General features: G+C 36.3%; 12 protein-coding genes. 3 read left to right on the top strand and 9 right to left on the bottom strand.

Going from position 1 to position 18,950, the window contains the following annotated elements:
- Positions 1-18: 18 nt before the first annotated feature.
- The 3 genes from GQ590_RS06700 to GQ590_RS06710 all read right to left on the bottom strand — a co-directional run bounded on the left by GQ590_RS06700 (position 19) and on the right by GQ590_RS06710 (position 3,866).
- Positions 19-1,458 (bottom strand): tagaturonate reductase, encoded by a 1,440-nt coding sequence (locus GQ590_RS06700; RefSeq protein WP_160407530.1) that lies wholly within the window; start codon positions 1,456-1,458, stop codon positions 19-21.
- A 117-nt stretch (positions 1,459-1,575) separates the two neighbouring features.
- Entirely contained in the window at positions 1,576-2,493 is a 918-nt protein-coding gene (locus GQ590_RS06705; RefSeq protein WP_160407532.1) for a GntR family transcriptional regulator, read from the bottom strand.
- Positions 2,494-2,585: 92 nt separating this feature from the next.
- Positions 2,586-3,866 carry an MFS transporter gene (locus tag GQ590_RS06710; protein WP_160407534.1) on the bottom strand — a complete coding sequence of 427 codons (1,281 nt, stop codon included), beginning with the start codon at positions 3,864-3,866 and terminating at the stop codon, positions 2,586-2,588.
- A 232-nt stretch (positions 3,867-4,098) separates the two neighbouring features.
- Between GQ590_RS06710 and GQ590_RS12880 the strand changes: the two genes are divergently transcribed.
- The 3 genes from GQ590_RS12880 to radA all read left to right on the top strand — a co-directional run bounded on the left by GQ590_RS12880 (position 4,099) and on the right by radA (position 6,798).
- The gene (locus GQ590_RS12880) at positions 4,099-4,239 is read left to right on the top strand and encodes a winged helix-turn-helix transcriptional regulator (protein ID WP_160407536.1); all 141 of its coding nucleotides are present in this window, start codon (positions 4,099-4,101) and stop codon (positions 4,237-4,239) included.
- Between the two features lie 195 nt (positions 4,240-4,434).
- On the top strand, positions 4,435-5,409 hold the full coding sequence (serB, locus tag GQ590_RS06720; protein ID WP_160407538.1) for a phosphoserine phosphatase: 975 nt from the start codon (positions 4,435-4,437) through the stop codon (positions 5,407-5,409).
- A gap of 9 nt (positions 5,410-5,418) precedes the next feature.
- Complete coding sequence (radA, locus tag GQ590_RS06725; protein WP_160407540.1) at positions 5,419-6,798, top strand: DNA repair protein RadA; 1,380 nt, start codon at positions 5,419-5,421, stop codon at positions 6,796-6,798.
- Positions 6,799-6,922: 124 nt separating this feature from the next.
- Here radA and ppnN read toward each other — a convergent pair whose 3' ends face one another.
- From ppnN to GQ590_RS06755, 6 genes are all read right to left on the bottom strand, one after another.
- Entirely contained in the window at positions 6,923-8,299 is a 1,377-nt protein-coding gene (ppnN, locus tag GQ590_RS06730; RefSeq protein ID WP_160407542.1) for a nucleotide 5'-monophosphate nucleosidase PpnN, read from the bottom strand.
- Between the two features lie 165 nt (positions 8,300-8,464).
- On the bottom strand, positions 8,465-9,799 hold the full coding sequence (locus tag GQ590_RS06735; RefSeq protein ID WP_160407544.1) for a hypothetical protein: 1,335 nt from the start codon (positions 9,797-9,799) through the stop codon (positions 8,465-8,467).
- Positions 9,786-16,058, bottom strand: coding sequence for an AAA domain-containing protein (locus GQ590_RS06740; RefSeq protein WP_202112913.1), 6,273 nt, complete (start codon positions 16,056-16,058; stop codon positions 9,786-9,788). The genes GQ590_RS06735 and GQ590_RS06740 overlap by 14 nt, the downstream gene beginning before the upstream one ends.
- Before the next feature lie 12 nt (positions 16,059-16,070).
- Positions 16,071-16,715 carry a 4Fe-4S single cluster domain-containing protein gene (locus GQ590_RS06745; protein ID WP_160407546.1) on the bottom strand — a complete coding sequence of 215 codons (645 nt, stop codon included), beginning with the start codon at positions 16,713-16,715 and terminating at the stop codon, positions 16,071-16,073.
- Between the two features lies 1 nt (position 16,716).
- Complete coding sequence (locus GQ590_RS06750; RefSeq protein ID WP_160407548.1) at positions 16,717-18,531, bottom strand: AAA family ATPase; 1,815 nt, start codon at positions 18,529-18,531, stop codon at positions 16,717-16,719.
- A 110-nt stretch (positions 18,532-18,641) separates the two neighbouring features.
- Positions 18,642-18,788 carry a hypothetical protein gene (locus GQ590_RS06755; RefSeq protein WP_160422556.1) on the bottom strand — a complete coding sequence of 49 codons (147 nt, stop codon included), beginning with the start codon at positions 18,786-18,788 and terminating at the stop codon, positions 18,642-18,644.
- Positions 18,789-18,950: the final 162 nt, after the last annotated feature.

Genomic DNA, 18,950 nt, shown 5'->3' on the forward strand with positions numbered 1-18,950 from the left:
TTGATTAACTCCTGATGTTTAATTGTTTGGAATATAATTTTTAATATCGTGAGATAAAATGTTTTCTAGATTTTTCGTGACTAAATCAGTTAATCCAGTGACATTATTTAAATCTTGTCCCCAATGCTCAGTCATTTTTAATACATTTGTAACCAATGTTTTGATGTCACTTTGATAAAGAGGCTGCCATTGATTAAATTTTGCTAGTAAGTGCGCATCATCAGTTAATGAAATCGTTTGACCTTGGTGCTCTCCACGATAAAAAGCAATAAGGGCCGCTAGTGAAAACGAAATATATTTAGGAGGATGGTTAAATTGTTTGCTATAGGTTAATAACTGAGGTAGTAAACGAGTTTTGAATTTCGTTAATGAATTTAAAGAAATAGACATTAGTTCATGCTTGATGAATGGGTTTTTAAAACGTTTCAATACTTCATCGGCAAATTGTTCTAGCTGTTTTTTATCTAAAGATAAGGTTGGGATCACTTCTTGATTCAAAAGGTTTTTAACAAAGGTTTCAATTTGCACATTATTCATGCATTGACCAACAGTGCGCAGTCCGGCAAGGTAAGCAACAGGAACCATTGCGGTATGGGCACCATTTAAGATACCAACCTTTCTTTCTTTATAAGGTTTTATATCATCAACCACTAAAATGTTCAGATCTAATTGATCAAGTTTTAATTTTTGTTTTAACCAATCAGGCCCTTGAATAACAAATAAATAGAAGTATTCAGCAGTATCTAAAAAGTGGTCTTGATAACCAAGTTGTTGTTCAAGTTGTGTGGCTTCGTCTTTTGGATAGCCAGTTACAATACGATCGACTAAGGTTGAACAAAATGTATTGTTTTCGTTGACCCATTTAATAAAGCTATCACTAAGATTCCATAGTTTTGCATATTCTAGTACTAGCTCTTTTAACTTTTCACCATTATAGTCAATCAGTTCACATGGGATAATAATTAAACCTTTATCTTTTTGTCCGTTAAAAAACTCGAATCGGTGATGTAAAAAACAGGTTAGTTTAGCTGGGAAAGTTGTTGGCGGTGTATCGGTTGCTTTATCTTTATCGCTAAATGTTATTCCTGCTTCAGTGGTATTGGAAAAAATAAATTCTAAGTCAGGATTTTCAGCACATTTTAAATATAATTGATAATTTTGGTATATCAAAATTTCTCGGTTGACTGAATAGATAATTCGAGGTGTTGCAATAGCATCACCTTGTTCATTTAGCCCACGAACAATTGTGGTATAAAGCCCATCTTGTTCGTTGATTGATGGTTGATGGGTATCAATCGGTCTTACAATAGTTACGCCACTATTGAAGTCTGTTTTTTGGTTTAGATTATCAACAATCCAATCAACAAATGCTCTTAAAAAATTTCCTTCACCAAATTGGAGGATTTTTTCAGGATAGCTAGGGCCAGGAAAGTTAGATCTATTTAGTTGTTTTGTCATAGAATAGTTCTCTTTAATATGTTGCTAGATAGTAAGTAAAGAGAACTATAAAAGAAGATAAAAAACAGTATTGATTTTTTTATGTGTTTCGTGTTGGGTATAAAATTTTTTTGTTTTTTATCTGTTTTTTATGGTTAATGTTCGACCAATTGATTCTTGCATTGATGTTTTTGCTGTATTTAAATGACGACACAATGCTTCGATGGCATTGTGTTCATTTTTTTGTAAAATAGCTGTTAGTACTGCAATATGTTCCGATACGGCAATACTATTGCGTTCTTTGAGATCACTATTGTCCCATTGATAATGGAAGTGAAATATCATTGAAATTAAATCAAAAGACTGCATAAAAAATGGATTATCATTACAAGATAGAATCAACTGATGAAAATCACGATCAAGTGTTGAAAAGAGCGTGTATTGATCTTGTATTTTTTGTTGAAAATTCTTATGGTGTTGTAACAGTTCTCGTGCTTTTATCCAGTTAATATGGTTATCGGGTTGAGACATAAACGCTTTAAGTGCAAAGATTTCTAAAACACTTCTAAATTCATAAAGCTTTTCTGCGTAGTCTTTGGTAAAGGTAACTAATTCCCATTCTCCTTTTTTTATATTATTAATCAATCCATAATGCAAAAAACGTAATAAAAATTCACGCACAACAACAGGATTTACTTTGGTTTCTTTTGCGAGTTGAATTTCATTAAAATTATCGCCAGGTAATAATTTCTTGTTATTTATTAAATGGTAAAAATAGGCTTCGAATTTTTTATCTTGAACCGATCTTTTTTCAAAAATACAAACTATCTTATCCTCATTTGTTGGTTCTCGTAATAAATGGTATTCATTGTTATTCAATAGTAGGATTTCTTTTTTGCACAAATGCTCAAGTACTGCCCGGATAGTTGTTCTACTAACATTAAATGCATCAGCTAGAATTGAAATAGAAGGTAATGGAAAAGATAATATTTTGTTATTAATACAATCAATGAATTGATTGATGGTATTTTTCCTTAATGTTTGACTTCTGCCCATATTATGTTTCTCAATAACGTTATTATAATAATAGGAGTTTAAAAAAATCCTACCACACAGTTTTGATAGGATTATCTAATAAAATTAATTTTTTATAAATTAGATTGATTTTCGGTAATTGGTTTAATATCTTTTAATACGAGTAAATATACAAGCGCACCTATAGCACAAGCACCACCAGAAACCACAAGTGCGTACATAAATGAACCTGTTGCGCCAATAATATATCCTGTTACAATTGGACCTAATATGCCGCCGCAATTTGAAACAGTATTTTGGATCCCCCCTAAAACAGAGGTCATATTTCGTGGGCCAATATCGCCCGGTAGACACCAGATAGCAGACCCCGCAAAAGCAAGACCGATATATGAAATACAAAGCAAAGTCATCATTACCGTTATTGAATCAGCTAAACCAGCAAGCGAAATTGACGTTGCAATTAACATTCCGCCAACTAAGTTAATTTTTCTAGCAAGATTGATGTTATTGGTTTTGATATAGATAAAGTCAGTTAACCAACCACCTACCCATTGTCCTATGATGCCACATAAAGGCGGTAACATGGCAAGAAACCCCATTTCAGTTAAACTTAAACCTCGTTCTTTCATTAAATAAGTCGGGAACCAAGTAATGAAAAAATAGACTGCATAATTAAGCATAAAAAAGCCAATACACATAGCAAGCACATTGCGGTATTTTAATAATTGATACCATTTCATGGGTTGTATATTGTCGATTCCTTCTTTTTTTATTTGACCTTCACGAATATATTTTAATTCTGTTTCACTAATCCTTGGGTGTTGCTCAGGGTCTTGGTAAACACATAACCACCAAACAACCCAAACAAGCCCTAAAGCGCCGCAAATAAAAAATGCTGCATGCCATCCCCAACTAGCAATGATCCAAACAACAAGAGGCATCGCAAATGCTGTACCGAAGCGAGAACCACTATCAAATAGGGCAGTAACGCGTCCTCTTTCTCTATCAGGGAACCATTTTGCGGTAATTCCACCATTACACGGATATGCAGCAGCCTCGCCAATGCCCATAAAAACTCGAGCAAAAATAAAACCAATAGGTGATGTTGCTAATGCTGTTGCTCCTGTTGCTAAAGACCACCATGTAACAGAACCTGCAAGGGTTTTTCTTTGCCCAAAACGGTCAGCAAGAAACCCTGCAGGAATTTGGCAACATGCATAACTTAAGAAAAATGCAGACATGATCCATCCCATTGCTTCTGGTGAAATATTTAAATCAATCGCAATAATAGGTGCAGCTGCAGACATTACAGTTCTATCTAAATAGTTAATCACAATAGCAAATAACATAAGTATTGCTACATGGAATCGAACACGACTATTTTTTTTAGGCATAAAAAACCTCTTTCTATAAATTATTTAATAAGATATTCATTTAGTTATCTTAGTATTGCTTAAGATATAAAGATGACTAACGAATGAGTCATTTCACTAGAAATGGCTATATCGATAGTAGAGAAAAAATTCATTTAGATAAGTAATTGTTTGTTTGATTGTGGTCAGGATAATATTTTTCTGTTTTTTATTTGTTTTTTTATTTATTTTTCATTATTTATATTAGAGGTCGTTGAAAGATCAACATCCTCTAATTACTCAATGCGTTTTTGCTGATAAACCACCTTTAAAAGTTGTATATAAATTAACTCTATATGGCGAAAGATTAAAGCTTGTATTGGAGCAACTTTGCTTATGGGCATTGAATGTTTAAGCTTGATATAAGCACCACTTGAAATGAATGAAGATAAATTACTGATTTATTTGTTATGTATTTTGTCAAAAAGTTTCAGGAAACATACTTGTTTAAGTATAAAAGTGAATGGTGAACAACAAAATCCTAACTTGGACAATCTTTAATAGTTGTGGTAAATTTTGGGCTTATTTTATGTTATAAAGACTTCTTAATATGGCTTATATACTTACCTACAATGATCTTCCTGAAAATATTCAATCTTGGCAAGGTTTACCGCTTTCATTAAGTGGCGGTGAAGTGGTTCCTTTGGATTATAATGCTGGTAAAACAGGTTGGATTATTTATGGCAAAAAGTTAAATAAGACCATCTTGTCAAAATTCCAAGAACAGCTTGCTATGCCGATGGTGATTGTGTCATCGTGGAAAATAAAAACCTACCAAATTGTTCGTATTGCAGGTGTGATACCTAAAAAAGCCAAATCGATTTCATTAACTTTAGGTATTGACGTTGCACCAATTGACAATTTACCTACGCTACGATCACCTGGATTATTGGTTATGGATATGGATTCGACGGCGATCGGTATTGAATGTATTGATGAGCTTGCTAAATTGCAGGGTGTTGGTGAGCAAGTTGCGGCAGTGACCGAACAAGCAATGCACGGTGAACTTGATTTTGCGGCGAGTTTACGCAAACGTGTGGCAACTTTAAAAGGCGCACATCAAACTATTTTAGATCAAGTCAAAGATAATTTACCACTTACTCCCGGACTTACTTATTTAGTGAAAGAACTGCATAAAAAAAATTGGCATGTTGCTATTGCGTCAGGCGGTTTTACTTATTTTGCTGATCACTTAAAGCAAAAGCTAAAATTAGTTGATGTTTATGCCAATGAATTAGAGATTAAAAATGGTAAATTAACTGGTAAAGTCACAGGGGAAATTGTTGATGCTAAATATAAAGCAAGAACATTACAGCAATTAGCCACATCGCTAGATATTCCCATTGAGCAAACGGTTGCGATTGGTGATGGCGCTAATGATTTGATGATGATTCGTATTGCAGGTCTTGGCGTTGCTTATCATGGAAAGCCTAAAGTTGTCGAAAAGGCACGAATTAGTATTAATTATGCTGATTTAACTGGATTATGGTGTATTTTATCAACCAGTTTATTAAGCGAAGGTTAGGAGATTAAATTGGCAAAAGCAGTAAAACGTGCTTATGTTTGTAATGATTGCGGAGCAGACTACCCGCGTTGGCAAGGACAATGCAGTTCATGTCACGCGTGGAACACCATCACTGAAGTTAGACTTGCTAGCACTTCATCGCGTAATGATCGATTAACAGGATATGCTGGTAGCAGTGTTGGACAAGCTAAAATTCAAAAATTATCTGAAATCAGTTTAGAAGCATTACCTCGGTTTTCAACGGGGTTTTCAGAATTTGACCGCGTGCTTGGTGGGGGCGTTGTACCGGGCAGTGCTATTCTTATCGGTGGAAACCCTGGGGCAGGTAAAAGTACACTGTTACTGCAAACCATGAGTAAGCTATCTTCACAAATGAATACGCTTTATGTCACTGGTGAAGAATCACTCCAACAAGTGGCAATGCGTGCTCATCGTTTAGGGTTGCCTGCTGATAATATCAATATGCTATCTGAAACCAGCATAGAACAAATATGCTTACTTGCCGATCAATCGCAACCTAAACTGATGGTGATTGACTCAATTCAAGTTATGCACTTAACTGACATTCAATCCTCTCCCGGTAGTGTTGCACAAGTGCGTGAAACAGCAGCTTATTTAACGCGTTTTGCCAAAACAAAAGGCATTGCCATTATTATGGTTGGACATGTCACCAAAGATGGCTCGCTCGCAGGGCCTAAAGTGCTTGAACATTGCATTGACTGTTCTGTCTTATTAGATGGTGATGCCAATTCACGCTTTAGAACATTACGAAGCCATAAAAACCGTTTTGGTGCAGTGAATGAACTTGGCGTATTTGCCATGACCGAACAAGGTCTAAAAGAAGTCAGCAACCCATCAGCCATCTTTTTAAGCCGTGGTGATGAAATGCTACCGGGTAGTTCGGTAATGGTATTGTGGGAAGGAACACGTCCATTACTGGTTGAAATTCAAGCCCTTGTTGATCACTCTATGTATGGCAATCCACGACGTGTAACTGTAGGATTAGATCAAAACCGACTTGCATTATTACTTGCGGTATTGCATAGGCATGGTGGGCTACAAATGGCCGATCAAGATATTTTTGTTAATGTGGTTGGTGGTGTTAAAGTCACCGAAACCAGTGCCGATTTGGCATTAATTTCGGCTTTAGTATCTAGTTTTCGTAATTGCCCATTACCGCAAGATATCGTTATTTTTGGTGAGATTGGATTAGGTGGTGAAATTCGCCCAGTACCAAGTGGACAAGAACGCATTACTGAAGCGGCTAAACATGGCTTTAAAAAAGCAATTGTACCTATTGCTAATATGCCTAAAAAGAAACCCGAAAATATGCAAATTTTTGGTGTCAAAAAAGTATCAGAAGTATTAGATATTTTAAGTAATTTTTAGATAAAAATTATATTTGCCTTTTACCCAAACCTATCCGCCAATAAGATATCGGCGGATACGATAAATTAAGCAGCTATGCTAGCTTACAATTAAATATTATGTGAAATACCAAGTTAAATAAATATTAATAACAGATCTCATAACATGGCTGATAAGCTGTTCCACCTGGTAACTTCATACGGTCTTGCTTAATAAAACTTCGCAATAAATTATCCATTTGCTTCATAATTTCGCTATCGCCTTGTAGCTTATAAGGACCTTTTTCAGCGATTTGCTTCATACCAAACTCTTTAACATTGCCAGCCACAATACCTGAAAACGCACGGCGTAAATCCGCAGCTAATAGTTCAACAGGTTGATCCTTATGAAGATTTAATGACGCCATATTGTCATGAGTTGGCTCAAATGGATGTTGTAGCGATTCATCAATTTTAAGTAACCAATTAAAACCATAAGCATCACCTGTTTTTAAGCGTGAAGATTTAACATGCTTAACACCTTCTTTCATAATGCGAGCCACTTGTTCAGGTGAATCGATCACAATTTGATAAAGTTTAGTTGCTTCATCGCCTAATGTGCTACGAATAAAGCTATCGATAGAGGCAAAATAGGCTTCGCACTCTTTAGGACCCGTTAAAATTAACGGTAATGTTTGTTGTTTATTGGCTGGATTTAACAAAATACCCAGAATATAAAGCAACTCTTCGGCAGTGCCAGGACCACCAGGAAAAATAACAATACCATGAGCCATTCGCACAAACGCTTCAAGGCGCTTTTCGATATCGGGCATAATAATAAGTTCATTAACTAACGCATTAGGTGGCTCTGCGGCAATGATTGACGGCTCGGTCATACCAATAAAACGGCTCTCTTTATAACGTTGCTGTGCATGGCCTACAGCGGCTCCTTTCATTGGCGCTTCCATCACGCCTGGGCCACAACCTGTACAAATATTTAATTCTCGTAAGCCCAGTTGCATACCTACTTGACGGGCATAGTAATATTCATTTTCATTAATAGAATGCCCACCCCAACAAACAACCAAATTTGGCTCTTCGCCCACATGGAGCGCATTGGCATTACGTAAAATCGAAAATACAAGGTTAGTAATATAAAAAGAGTGATCTTTTTCAAGTTGGACATTTGCCATTAGCTCTTTAATGGCACTAATTTGGCTATTTAAAAATAAAATATCTCGCAATACCGCAAAAAGGTTTGCTTGAATCGAGCGAATAATCTTTCCATCAACAAAAGCGCTTTCTGGCGCATTAACGAGTTCTAACTTAACACCACGCTCTTTACTAATAACATTGATTTCAAAAGATTTAAATCTATCAAGTAAATCTTTAGTATTATCGGTCTTGCTTCCTGCATTTAATGTCGCTAATGAGCAATTTCGATATAATTGATAAAGCTCACTATTGGCTGATTTTTTTAGAATATCAACTTCAGCCTGAGCAAGTAAATCCATCGATCCTAATGGGCTAATATGGGTAATCATCGCAACCTCGATATGATGTTTTTATCAACAAAGGGATTATTATATACTTAAACTGTCAGAATAAGTAAAGTGGATCAATTTAATTAATTCAACACGTTGTTTTTAATTGATTGGAATTGTAACGATCTCCTAAAATAGTACAAATCTAATAATGCATTTTATTTACTACAAATATTTTTTTACGTTTTCTTTTATTATTGTACCATTTTGTTCTTCGTTAACTTGTTTTATAGCAACCTGTCCAATAGGGAGTGATTTTTCTAGTATTAATGAATCTCCTTGCTTAGCAAGCCATGCTTGTAATTTAGCAAAATCGCTACACCATAGTGTTTCTATATCTTTATCTCGTTGTCGATCTTCTTGTTGAGTAAATCTGACCGCTCTAACTTGCATCCGTTGATTTTCAGCCTGTCCTGTAAATTCAATACCATATCCTGGCGTGGCAGGATTGCGAATGACTAATCGCCCGTCTTTAATCCATTGAGTTTGCATGTCACTCCTTACTTCGTAACCTAGTTTAGATAAGCATTGAAGTAAAGTTTGCTGCCTGTAAGTTGCGGTTATGGTGTTGGTTACTTTTATAAGTTGCTGCTCGCAATTTTCAACTAATGTTGTTAATTCATCTATAGTTAACTGATCCAATTGTTGAATATCTAACTTTAAAGGTTCTACTGATTTTTGTTTCAACTCCGCTACGATGAGTTCTAATTTAGCCAATAATTGGGTACGCTTTTTAGCTTCTTGTACGGTTTTTGATAAATCTAATAAAATACTATCTAGTAATAAATTTTGTTGTTGTTTTATTGTTTCTGTTTCTGCTATGTTTAATCGTTGCATAAAAGATTGATAAACATTTTTATTTTCTAATGCGAGTTCACTTAAGTAATGATCTATTCGGTTAAAGCGCGGATCCCTTTGTGAGGTTTGATGTTTAGTTAGCCAATCTGTATAAGTTTGTGTTGATTTATCTACATTCATGCTATTTAAGATTGCTTGTTGTTTTGCCGTCAACACATTCGTTTGTTGTTCAGGTACTAAATAACCAAAGACTTGGTTAAATACAGCTGTTGCTGAGCCTTGGTAGTTTCCTTGTATTATTTGTGTCAGTTCATTGTGTAATGCTTTTGGTAGGTGCAGCCCTTTTTGTGCTATTGCATTTATCAACAATTGAGCATTTTCTTTGGTTTGTCTTGCTTCTTCACGTTGCTTCGCTAATGTTGTTATTATGACTTGCTTACGTTCAATAATATCCGCTTGCAGCTGTTTAATTTCTATAGGTACTAGTCGTTGAATATCTGAAAATTTATCTTCAGCTAATAATTTATTAAATTTTTCTCGTGTGTTGATGATGCCTTGCAAAAACGTATCATCGGTAATTGCTAAGTTTTGCATCGCACGCTGCCATTGGTTAATGGCTTGATCAAGTTGGGTTAATATCCCTTGGCAAGTAGCTATTACTTCTTCTCGTGTCACTATGTGTACAACTTTAGGACCGCTCATGGGTTTCTCCTGTGGCAAGCGTTTCATTTATTAATTGTCTAAGCTTGGCTTTAATTTGTTCATTTTGTTCATACCATTCATGCGATGTGATACGAATGATATGAGGAATAGATCTGTTTAGCACCGCCGTACGCCAAATATCTCTAGCCCTAGCATTAGCCAATAAAGGATGTGTTGGAGCATCGCACTCAATGCCCACTATATAAAGTTGTGTTTTAGGATCTTCTATTGCGAAATCTAAAGCAAAAACGCCTGTTCCTGAATTTTTGGTATAAGACACCCCTAGTGATCGTATAAACATTTCTACATCATTTAAAAGCGCATCTTGTCGAGATTCGATTAATTTTGTTGCTTGAGTTTCAGTAGTGGCAATAATACCTTTTAAAAGGCTTTGTGCTGTAACGAAGTCTCCAGCCGACAAGGCTCTAGCATATGCCAGATAACATTGTAAGTAATCTCTTGGGCTTATTGGTTGATGCTGTGATGCTAACATATCTGATATATCTTCAATTGGCATAGAGCAAAGTAATATTACTTTTTTTCTTGCCCGTGTGATGGCAACATTGAGTCGACGTTCTCCTCCCAATTGTCCAAGCACGCCAAAGTTACGACGGAACACGCCCTCTTTGTTTCGACCAAATGTCGTAGAAAATATAATAATATCCCTCTCATCACCTTGTACATTTTCTACATTTTTAATAAAAAAAGACATGTTTTCACCCGACTCTACACGCTGAGTCTCTTCGAGATAAAGGGTTCGAAATATCTCATTTTCTCGGACTTTTTTATTAAATAAGTCTTCAATCAAATCAGCCTGCTTTTTATTAAATGTAACAACACCGAGTGAAGGACGTTGTTCTTTCGGTAATTGCCAAATCTCTGCAACCTTTTCCACCACTTGTTCTGCCTCGGTGAGGTTTGTTTGATTGTGATAAATTCCATTAACCTGTAAAAATTCTATAGGTTGAACTTGTTTTATTGTCGATTTTGGATGACGTACTGGTACATTAAGCTGATTATTGTAAAAAGCTGCATTAGAATAAGCAATTAATTCACGATAAGCAGAACGATAATGAATTTGTAAGCTTGTACTTGGTAATACTGAACGTGCTAATTGCAATAAATCAGGGCAATCCATAATTTCTCTACAATTCCATTGACCAGTTTGTAATTCTTCTTGTTCTTCATCGCTTAATTCATCATAAGACAGATTTAAATCAGCTTCTTCTATTTCTATTTGATTTGCAAAAAAATTACTAGGTGGCATTTGCTTTTCATCACCACTTACTACCAATACTTTACCACGGTAAAGGGTTGGGATAGCGTATTGTATCGGCATTTGAGAAGCTTCATCATAAATAACCGTATCAAATAAGCCTGCTTTTAAAGGTAATAAACGACTTGCCACATCAGGATTCATCAACCAGATAGATCTAAGTTTCATTAAGCCTAATTTTTCACCTTGTTCTATAAATTCTCTTAAACGCCTAGCTCTAACACCTGTTAGCCTTGTAATATCTTCCCACTGTCTTAATGATCCTAATTCTTTAATAGGAATATTTTGTTCAAGTAATACGCGGTTCAAAGCTCGCATTTCAAGGTCAGCTGCGGCTAATAATTTAATTCGTTTTTGTGTTTCTTCATCATTAATTAATAAGATTGGATAGGCTAACTCTATTCTTTCTTTCCATGCTTGATAAGCTTCTCCATTGACCAATTGCCTAAATACTTTTTCTAAATCAGTTACCGCTATTTGTTTCAATGGTTCTTGGTAACTACGCAATTTAGCTAGCAACTGTAAGGAAGTGGCTGAAAGTTGTTCGGCTCTTTTTCTAAAATATTGGTAGTCAGCCAAGCTAGGTAAAGCTTGCTTGATGTCTAATAGTTTAGGTTCCGTTGACACATTGTTTTCTATCGCTATTTTACAGCTTTGATAAAGCGAAGGGCTTAAATAGTGTTCAATCCTAGCTAATTTTTCTAGTGCTTCTTTTCGAGCAAAGTAACGATTAAAAGCTGTTGTATAATCAGCTAAAAGTTGTTCAAAGGCCGGTTTGCTATTTAATAACGCTGCTTCTACCTCTTCGGTTCTCGGGGCGATCATTATTTTGTTAAATAGTTGCATTACTTCTTCTAAAGCAACTATCGTTTCATTAATGAGTCCAGCCATTTTAATGCCAATTGTATTATCAGGTATCGGTAATTGTAATTGTTTAAAAATACACTGTAATTTATTACGAATAGGGCGATATTGTTGCTCTAAAATCAATGCGTGAAAAAGCATTGGGAAGCGTGTTTCATCAGATATTTCACCTTGCTGCATTAAGAAATGTGTTAAATTTTTCTTTGCAGAATATCGCGTAATACTTAAAAAGCTATACCAAGAAGTTGGTGTCATCATGCGGCTAGCTTGCTTTGTTAATTTATCGAGCTGTTGCTGTTCTAACAAACATAGCTTAGGCGATAAATCGCACCACGAAGCATTACTAATAACGGCCAATTGTTCTTCAAGCCGCTTTAGCTCTGTTATCAGTGTATAACCTTCTGATGAACTTTGTTGTTTAGCAGCGTCGACTTTAAAAAGCGAAGACCATTTATTTAGTTGTATTCTTATACTGTCAGAAATTGCTAAAAACATCTGTCCATCAGTTTCTATCCAGTGTTGATAGGGGGTAGGATCATTTAAATCAAATCGTGCTTGGTTAATGTTTAATACAACTGTACGATTATGTTCCGCTTCCATAAAATCAGTAAAGAAATGATTAAAATCACTGAGGGTTGCTGGCTCATGCGAAAAAGCACGCAACTCACTTAATGCCGTATGCTCGTAATTCGCTGGTAGCCAATAACGTATCAGTAATGCACATTCATCTTCTAGCTCGGCTAATTGTACTTTATTTAATGCACTTAATACGGATCTAAGTTGTGGTGCTACAAATGTACTCGGCTGCTTATTTAAACTGATCAATTCAGCTATTAATTCTCTATAAGTTAATCCTGTCTGTTCATCTACATGATGCAAAGCTTGGTGATAACTATCGAGTTGATGTTCTAACTGAGTAATTTGGTTTGCAATTTGTTCTCTTTTAGCTTCCCAGTGAGTATCTACTGGTGACTTAAATAGTCTATCAAGTTGCTCTCGGATACTACTAATCACTATATTGCGGTCAGCATTCACATCATTGATCATTATTGCGCGATTATTAAGCCCCTCAGCTACAAGTCTTTTATAAACAACTTCAAGCGCGGCTTTTTTCTGGCAGACAAGCAAAATTGTTTTATTACGACCAATCGCATCGGCTATCATATTGACAATGGTTTGGCTCTTTCCTGTGCCTGGAGGTCCTTCAATCAATAGTCCAGGATATTGTCTTGATTGAAGTACTGCATTTTCTTGAGAGGGATCGCTTGCAACGGTAAAATAGTGCTCTAGCTCGGGTGTTTTTTCAGGAATATCCGCTAAAGTTTGGTAAGATTTTAATCGTAATGCGGTTTCTAATGCAGTGCCAATAGGAGATATTTTTTTCAGTTTATTTAATTCTTCACCTATCGATTGCCCCATAAAATTAACATTAAAAAACACAGCTGAGCAACTTAAGTATAGCTTTCCTCGCTCTATCTCTTGCTTAAATGGTAAGGCTTGTACTTTTCTTGATAAAGGGTTCCCCAATATACTAAGAGCATCGATAATTTCCTGTGTAGATAAAGCGGAACGGGTTAATAATTCATCTAATGTATTTTTCCATGTTTGATATAAGCTCTTACCTAATATTCCTTCCAAAGCAGGATTAATTCTAATTTCTTCCCGATCATGATCGAAGGAAAAGGCAATATGATTTCTTGCACCAAGCTCGTAATGAAGTTTTATCGGCCATAATAGCAATGGTGCAATGCGAGGTAATCGATATGCTGTGGGTTCTTGATAAATTAAGAAAGGAAACCCCATATACAAATCATCAATGCCGGTATCTCTTTTGTACAAAGAAGATTGTCTATATAAATTACTTAATCTACGCTCTAAATATTGATCTTGTTGAAATGCCATCAGATCGATACTTATTTGACGGCTATTACGTGCAACAAGATGATCTAATAATGCTTCTGCTGGCTTACGCTCTGTACCTAGTAAATAAATATCGATTCGTGGCATGTACAGCCCTAAATGCATTCGAACTAAAGGTCCTTGCAATACTGAGGCAGAAACTTTTTTATGGAAGAAATCAATAATCTGTGAAATATATTGCTGTTTATGCGGTTTTATCCATTGCTCTGCCGGCACACTTAATAACAGTAACAACTGGTGAAAAGGCATTCTTTTTTCTAATCGGTATTGCTCAGTCCAAGCATCTAGCTGCTCATGTCCTATACAAGCAAAACCTTCAATACGCTCATTAAGCATTTGATAAAGTGCTAATCTAGGTTGGCGCATTAATTCTTTTAATTCTTGCTCATCCACCGTTACTACTGAATGTTGATCACTTAATTTTAAAACTTCTTGCGTTACATTATCTATCGATTTGAATTGCCCGATCTGAGCGCTTAGCAATACAATCAAATCTTCTTCACTGATTGCTCTTCGCTCAATTAATGATAAAATTCCAACATTATTGGCATCAGGAAAAATAGCTAATCGCTCCTCCCATAATGCAGTTAATTGAGCGCGCGATGTAGAAAGCAGATGAATTTTTAGCGTTTCTTCATCCAAACGAATTTGCAAATTATCAGCTCGTCTTCTAACTGTATTTGCTCTTTCTTGCAAACGCCACAGCCAAATCTCCAAATCTTGTAAAACATGGGGGATAAATCCCTCAATAAATAGACATCCTTGTAATGGATGCTGTAATAGCCAACTTGGTGTAATAATATCGCCTTTGAGTACCAATGGCATATCAGGATTTAATATCTTAAGTACTAACATCAACTTTAAGTCGTCGCTTAAATCAAGTTGACGTAGAACTTCTCTTACTTTAGCTAGTATTTGCTCATCAAACTCAGCCTTTTCTAACCATGTTGTGACTAAACCTCTTACAAGGTGATCACATGCTTCTTGCCAATAAAGCGGATCAGCTGCAGCTAAGGCAAATAATTTAATATCGGAATAATGTCGCTCTCCTAGCTGAATTGTTGAACCTAATTCGTGTTGAGTGCTTGATAAGGCTTCTGGCACGGCAACCATTTGACCTTGTAGCCATGCCTGCACTTGTGGCCATTGCCAACGTTCATGATGACTTTTAGCCAATAACCCCTTTAATAATTGTTGTAACTGTGTTGGTAAGTTATCAGGAATTGTTACTCCATTGGTTAATATTTGTATTAAAAAAGCTTGATCATTCACACCAGCAAAGCATTGCCCTTGGGTTAATTGCTCTAATAGAATAATCCCCAGACTCCACCAATCCGATGCAACACTAACGCCACCAGCAATAACTTCAGGTGCCATATAGCGAGTTGTTTTTAAAGGCGATATAACCTCTAAATCAAATTCTGATAAACGAGCAGATCCAAAGCCTGTAATCACCAAATCTAAAGGATCTTTAGTTCTTACTAACAATGTTTCAGGTCTTAAATCACAGTGTCTTAATCCTACCTCGGTAAACGCCTGTAAAGCTTGACCTAACTCTGCCATAACATGCTTAATGCTAACAAGATCGGTCATAACAATACCAAGATCTGATAAGCTTCCTCCTGTTAGTTCTTCCGCCACCACATAAGCTTGAGCATTCCAACGACCTGCAGTAATAATTTCAGGAACGTGCTCTTTAGGTAGTTGTTTTAATACATCATAAATCGCCACGTCAGGCTCGGCACCGGCATGATAAAGTGTTAAGACGGCTCTTTTTTTATCTTCTATTCTCTCGGCTAAATAGCGCTCTCTAGTCCCATCTGTGGTACTTAATGTATTTAATATTCGCCAGTTATCAATTGTTGTTTCCACTGCTTGTAACGCTGGCTCTAAGGTTTGAGTTGCCGCAGATATTACCTCTTGTTCTATAACATCTAACTCGGCTAAATCCCCACCGCACACCATGCACATCAAATCCCCCTCATCCATCGGGTGACCATTAACACAATGTGGCAATGAGCTTATTTGCTCGGTTAACTCCTCGGCTGTAACAATAGACAACGGTCGCCAACCTGATTCACGAATCGGTTCGTTCGACAAATCCCAACCGCAAACTCCTGTCTCAATAGTTCCTTCGCAAAAAATCTCATAAAGTGATCTTTCTGTTTCACAATGAGGACAAAAACGCATCATTGCCATAATTGTTTTTCCTTAATCTCGGGGTTTATCGATTGTTAATACTATACGGTGGCCTTGTTGTGCTAACATATCTTGTAATAGCTGCATATCATTTCTTTTAGGAATGCCTGCCAACCAAACCGTTCCATCTTCATCAAACATTACATCCAGTGCTTTTTCTTGTTCGTTCACGGTGGTTTGATAAGATCTAAACCGTTTTTCTCCTAAAGGTGTAAAAAAGTGTAGCCGTTGATTATCACTACCTCTAAGTTGTAACGTTTGCGCTGTTTGGTATTGAAAGGGATCGGTTATCAATGCATCTATATAAGGTTTAATCGTAATTAAATGTTCGGTTATTTGCTCTAATGAATAACCGGTATACACTAAAATATCAATGGCCGCTTTTTGTTTAAGCAGTTGTAGTAAGGTAGATAAGGCATTCACTTGATCAAAAGGCTCGCCACCTGAAATAGTAATGCCATCAGCTTGTGCTAACCAAGGTGTTAGTTTATCGACTAATTCATCAACATCAACAAACTCTTTGGCAGTGCCCCATGTGTCAGCTGAAATACAACCTTTACACCTTAAACGACATCCTTGAAACCATATACCTATTCTATTACCTGGTCCTAGTGTCGTCACCGGAAAATGGATACGAGATAAACCTAATTTTACCATTCTACAACTCCAATGTTATTGCATTAGCTTGCACTGAGGTAATAGTTACATGCTGCCCAACTTGAGGATTTAAAGCAAACAACTCACGTGCCAGTGGATTTAAAAGATGTGCTTCTAATTGATTACGAATACCTCGTCCACCATTAGAAAGATCAGTTAAAGCTAACATTTTTAGGCTATGCATGGCATTAGGGCTAAAGGTTAATGTCAGTCCTGTTTGCTTAAAATCATTTAAAATATTAGCCACCATTTGTTCAAAAATCTGTTCAGCAATTTCTGGGCGGATAAAATCAAATACCACAATATTTTCCCCGATCCGGTTCAAAATTTCAGGACGATTTAGTACTAACTTGAAATAATGATCTATCTCATTTTTTACTCTTAGTTGTACTACATCAAAAGAATCATCGGCACTAACATTCACCTCTCGTTTTCCGCTTTCTGTCATTTTATAAATGCCTAAGTTAGATGTAAAAATAATCAGCGCTTCAGAAAAATAAACTCTATCTCCTCTTCCTGAAGTCAACTCACCATCATCTAAAATCTGCAAAAATTTATCCAAAATACGGGGATGCGCTTTCTCAATTTCATCAAATAACACAACACTAAAAGGTTTTTCTCGAATTGCATTAGTCAGCTCGCCGCCTACGTCATACCCCACATAACCAGGAGGTGCACCTATTAAACGTTGATCTGAATGCTCTGAGCTAAACTCAGACATGTCGAATCGGATATATGCACTCTCATCATTAAATAATAGACTGGTGATAGTTTTTGCTAACTCTGTTTTACCAACCCCTGTAGGCCCAGCTAAAAACACTACCCCTCGAGGTCGATTCCCCTTACGGTTAACACCGATTCCCGTAATTGCACGCTTAACAATATCTAACATATGTGTCACAGCATGCATTTGCCCTTTTACGCGCTGCGAAATAAAGGTTTCTGCCTGCTGTATTTTTTCTCTATCTATTTTTTGCCAAGGATCCTCTGTCACCCCCACCTTATAACGTCGTACAGCATCAGCTATTACGTTAACACCTATATTTTCTATTCGTGCCAATGTAGCAATTGCGTTCATATCCAATAACAGCATACCTTCTGTACTATTTACGAATGTTTTTTCGGCTTGAGTTAAAATCTCATCTGGTAATTGTTGGGCATGAGCAATTCCCTTAATTAATGCACCTGCCAAAGCTCGGCGAGCAATATGATCTGGTTTAGCGACAGAAATAGATCTTACTTTAGGATTATTCACTAAGAACCAATCCGGTAAATCCCCCTCCTTTTCCACGACCCATAGCACTGTATTAAAAAAAGGTTGGCGATTTTCCCCTGCTGGACGTACTTTTGCCTGATGAGACAAAATCAATGCTCGTGTAAATAATTGATGTTCAGCTGGCGTTAAATTATCGGTGCGCACACTTAATTGAGAAGCAAAATCCACCAATAAAGCAATGGGATCTCCAACAAAATTAACAAGCCGTTCTAATACAGAACTCAATAAATCAACACCACCTGCGGCTTTGCCATTTTCTGGTGTTAAACCTAACTTTTGTAATAATTGATCGGTATTATTGGCAGGAAAGTCGGCTGTTTGTAAACATCGAAAGCCCGACAAGGGATCCCATATCACAACATGCTCATAACCGACTTGTTTTAAGCAACGATAAACGGTTAATTCAAAAGATTGTGGTGTAATAACAGAAGGGACTATCTCGCAAGCTTGTAAATCTCGGATATTACCTGATAATACAAATTGACTTTTAAGTGGTAAAAAACGTAACAAATCTCGTACCCATCGAGGATTTTCAAACATGCTTGACTCCCTTAAAAATAAAACTTATTAACTCATAATTATAAGGCACTTTGGTATAAAATGATTTATTGGCGTATTTTTCTTTTAGCAGATTGTTCCTGACCAAAATATTAGACAGTGCCCATCTCTATCATTTTACTGTTTTGGTAATATTGTTGTTCACATTGTTGCAGCAATACCCAACCGTTGGCCCAATAACAACCGATACGATTATAATAGATTTCAATATATACAAATAGTGCTTTATTAGCCAGCATCCTTAATTTGTAGTAATGGTCATGAATAATATGGTTTTTAAGTGTATGAAAAAAACGTTCAACAACCGCATGTAGCTATGGATCGGCTACACTAATTCATACAACTTTTTTAAGGGGTAAGATAAACTTATCACAACTAAAAAAGGAACAAATATGAATAAG

It is taken from the genome of Gilliamella sp. Lep-s35, from assembly GCF_009795845.1.
GTDB lineage: Bacteria > Pseudomonadota > Gammaproteobacteria > Enterobacterales > Orbaceae > Gilliamella.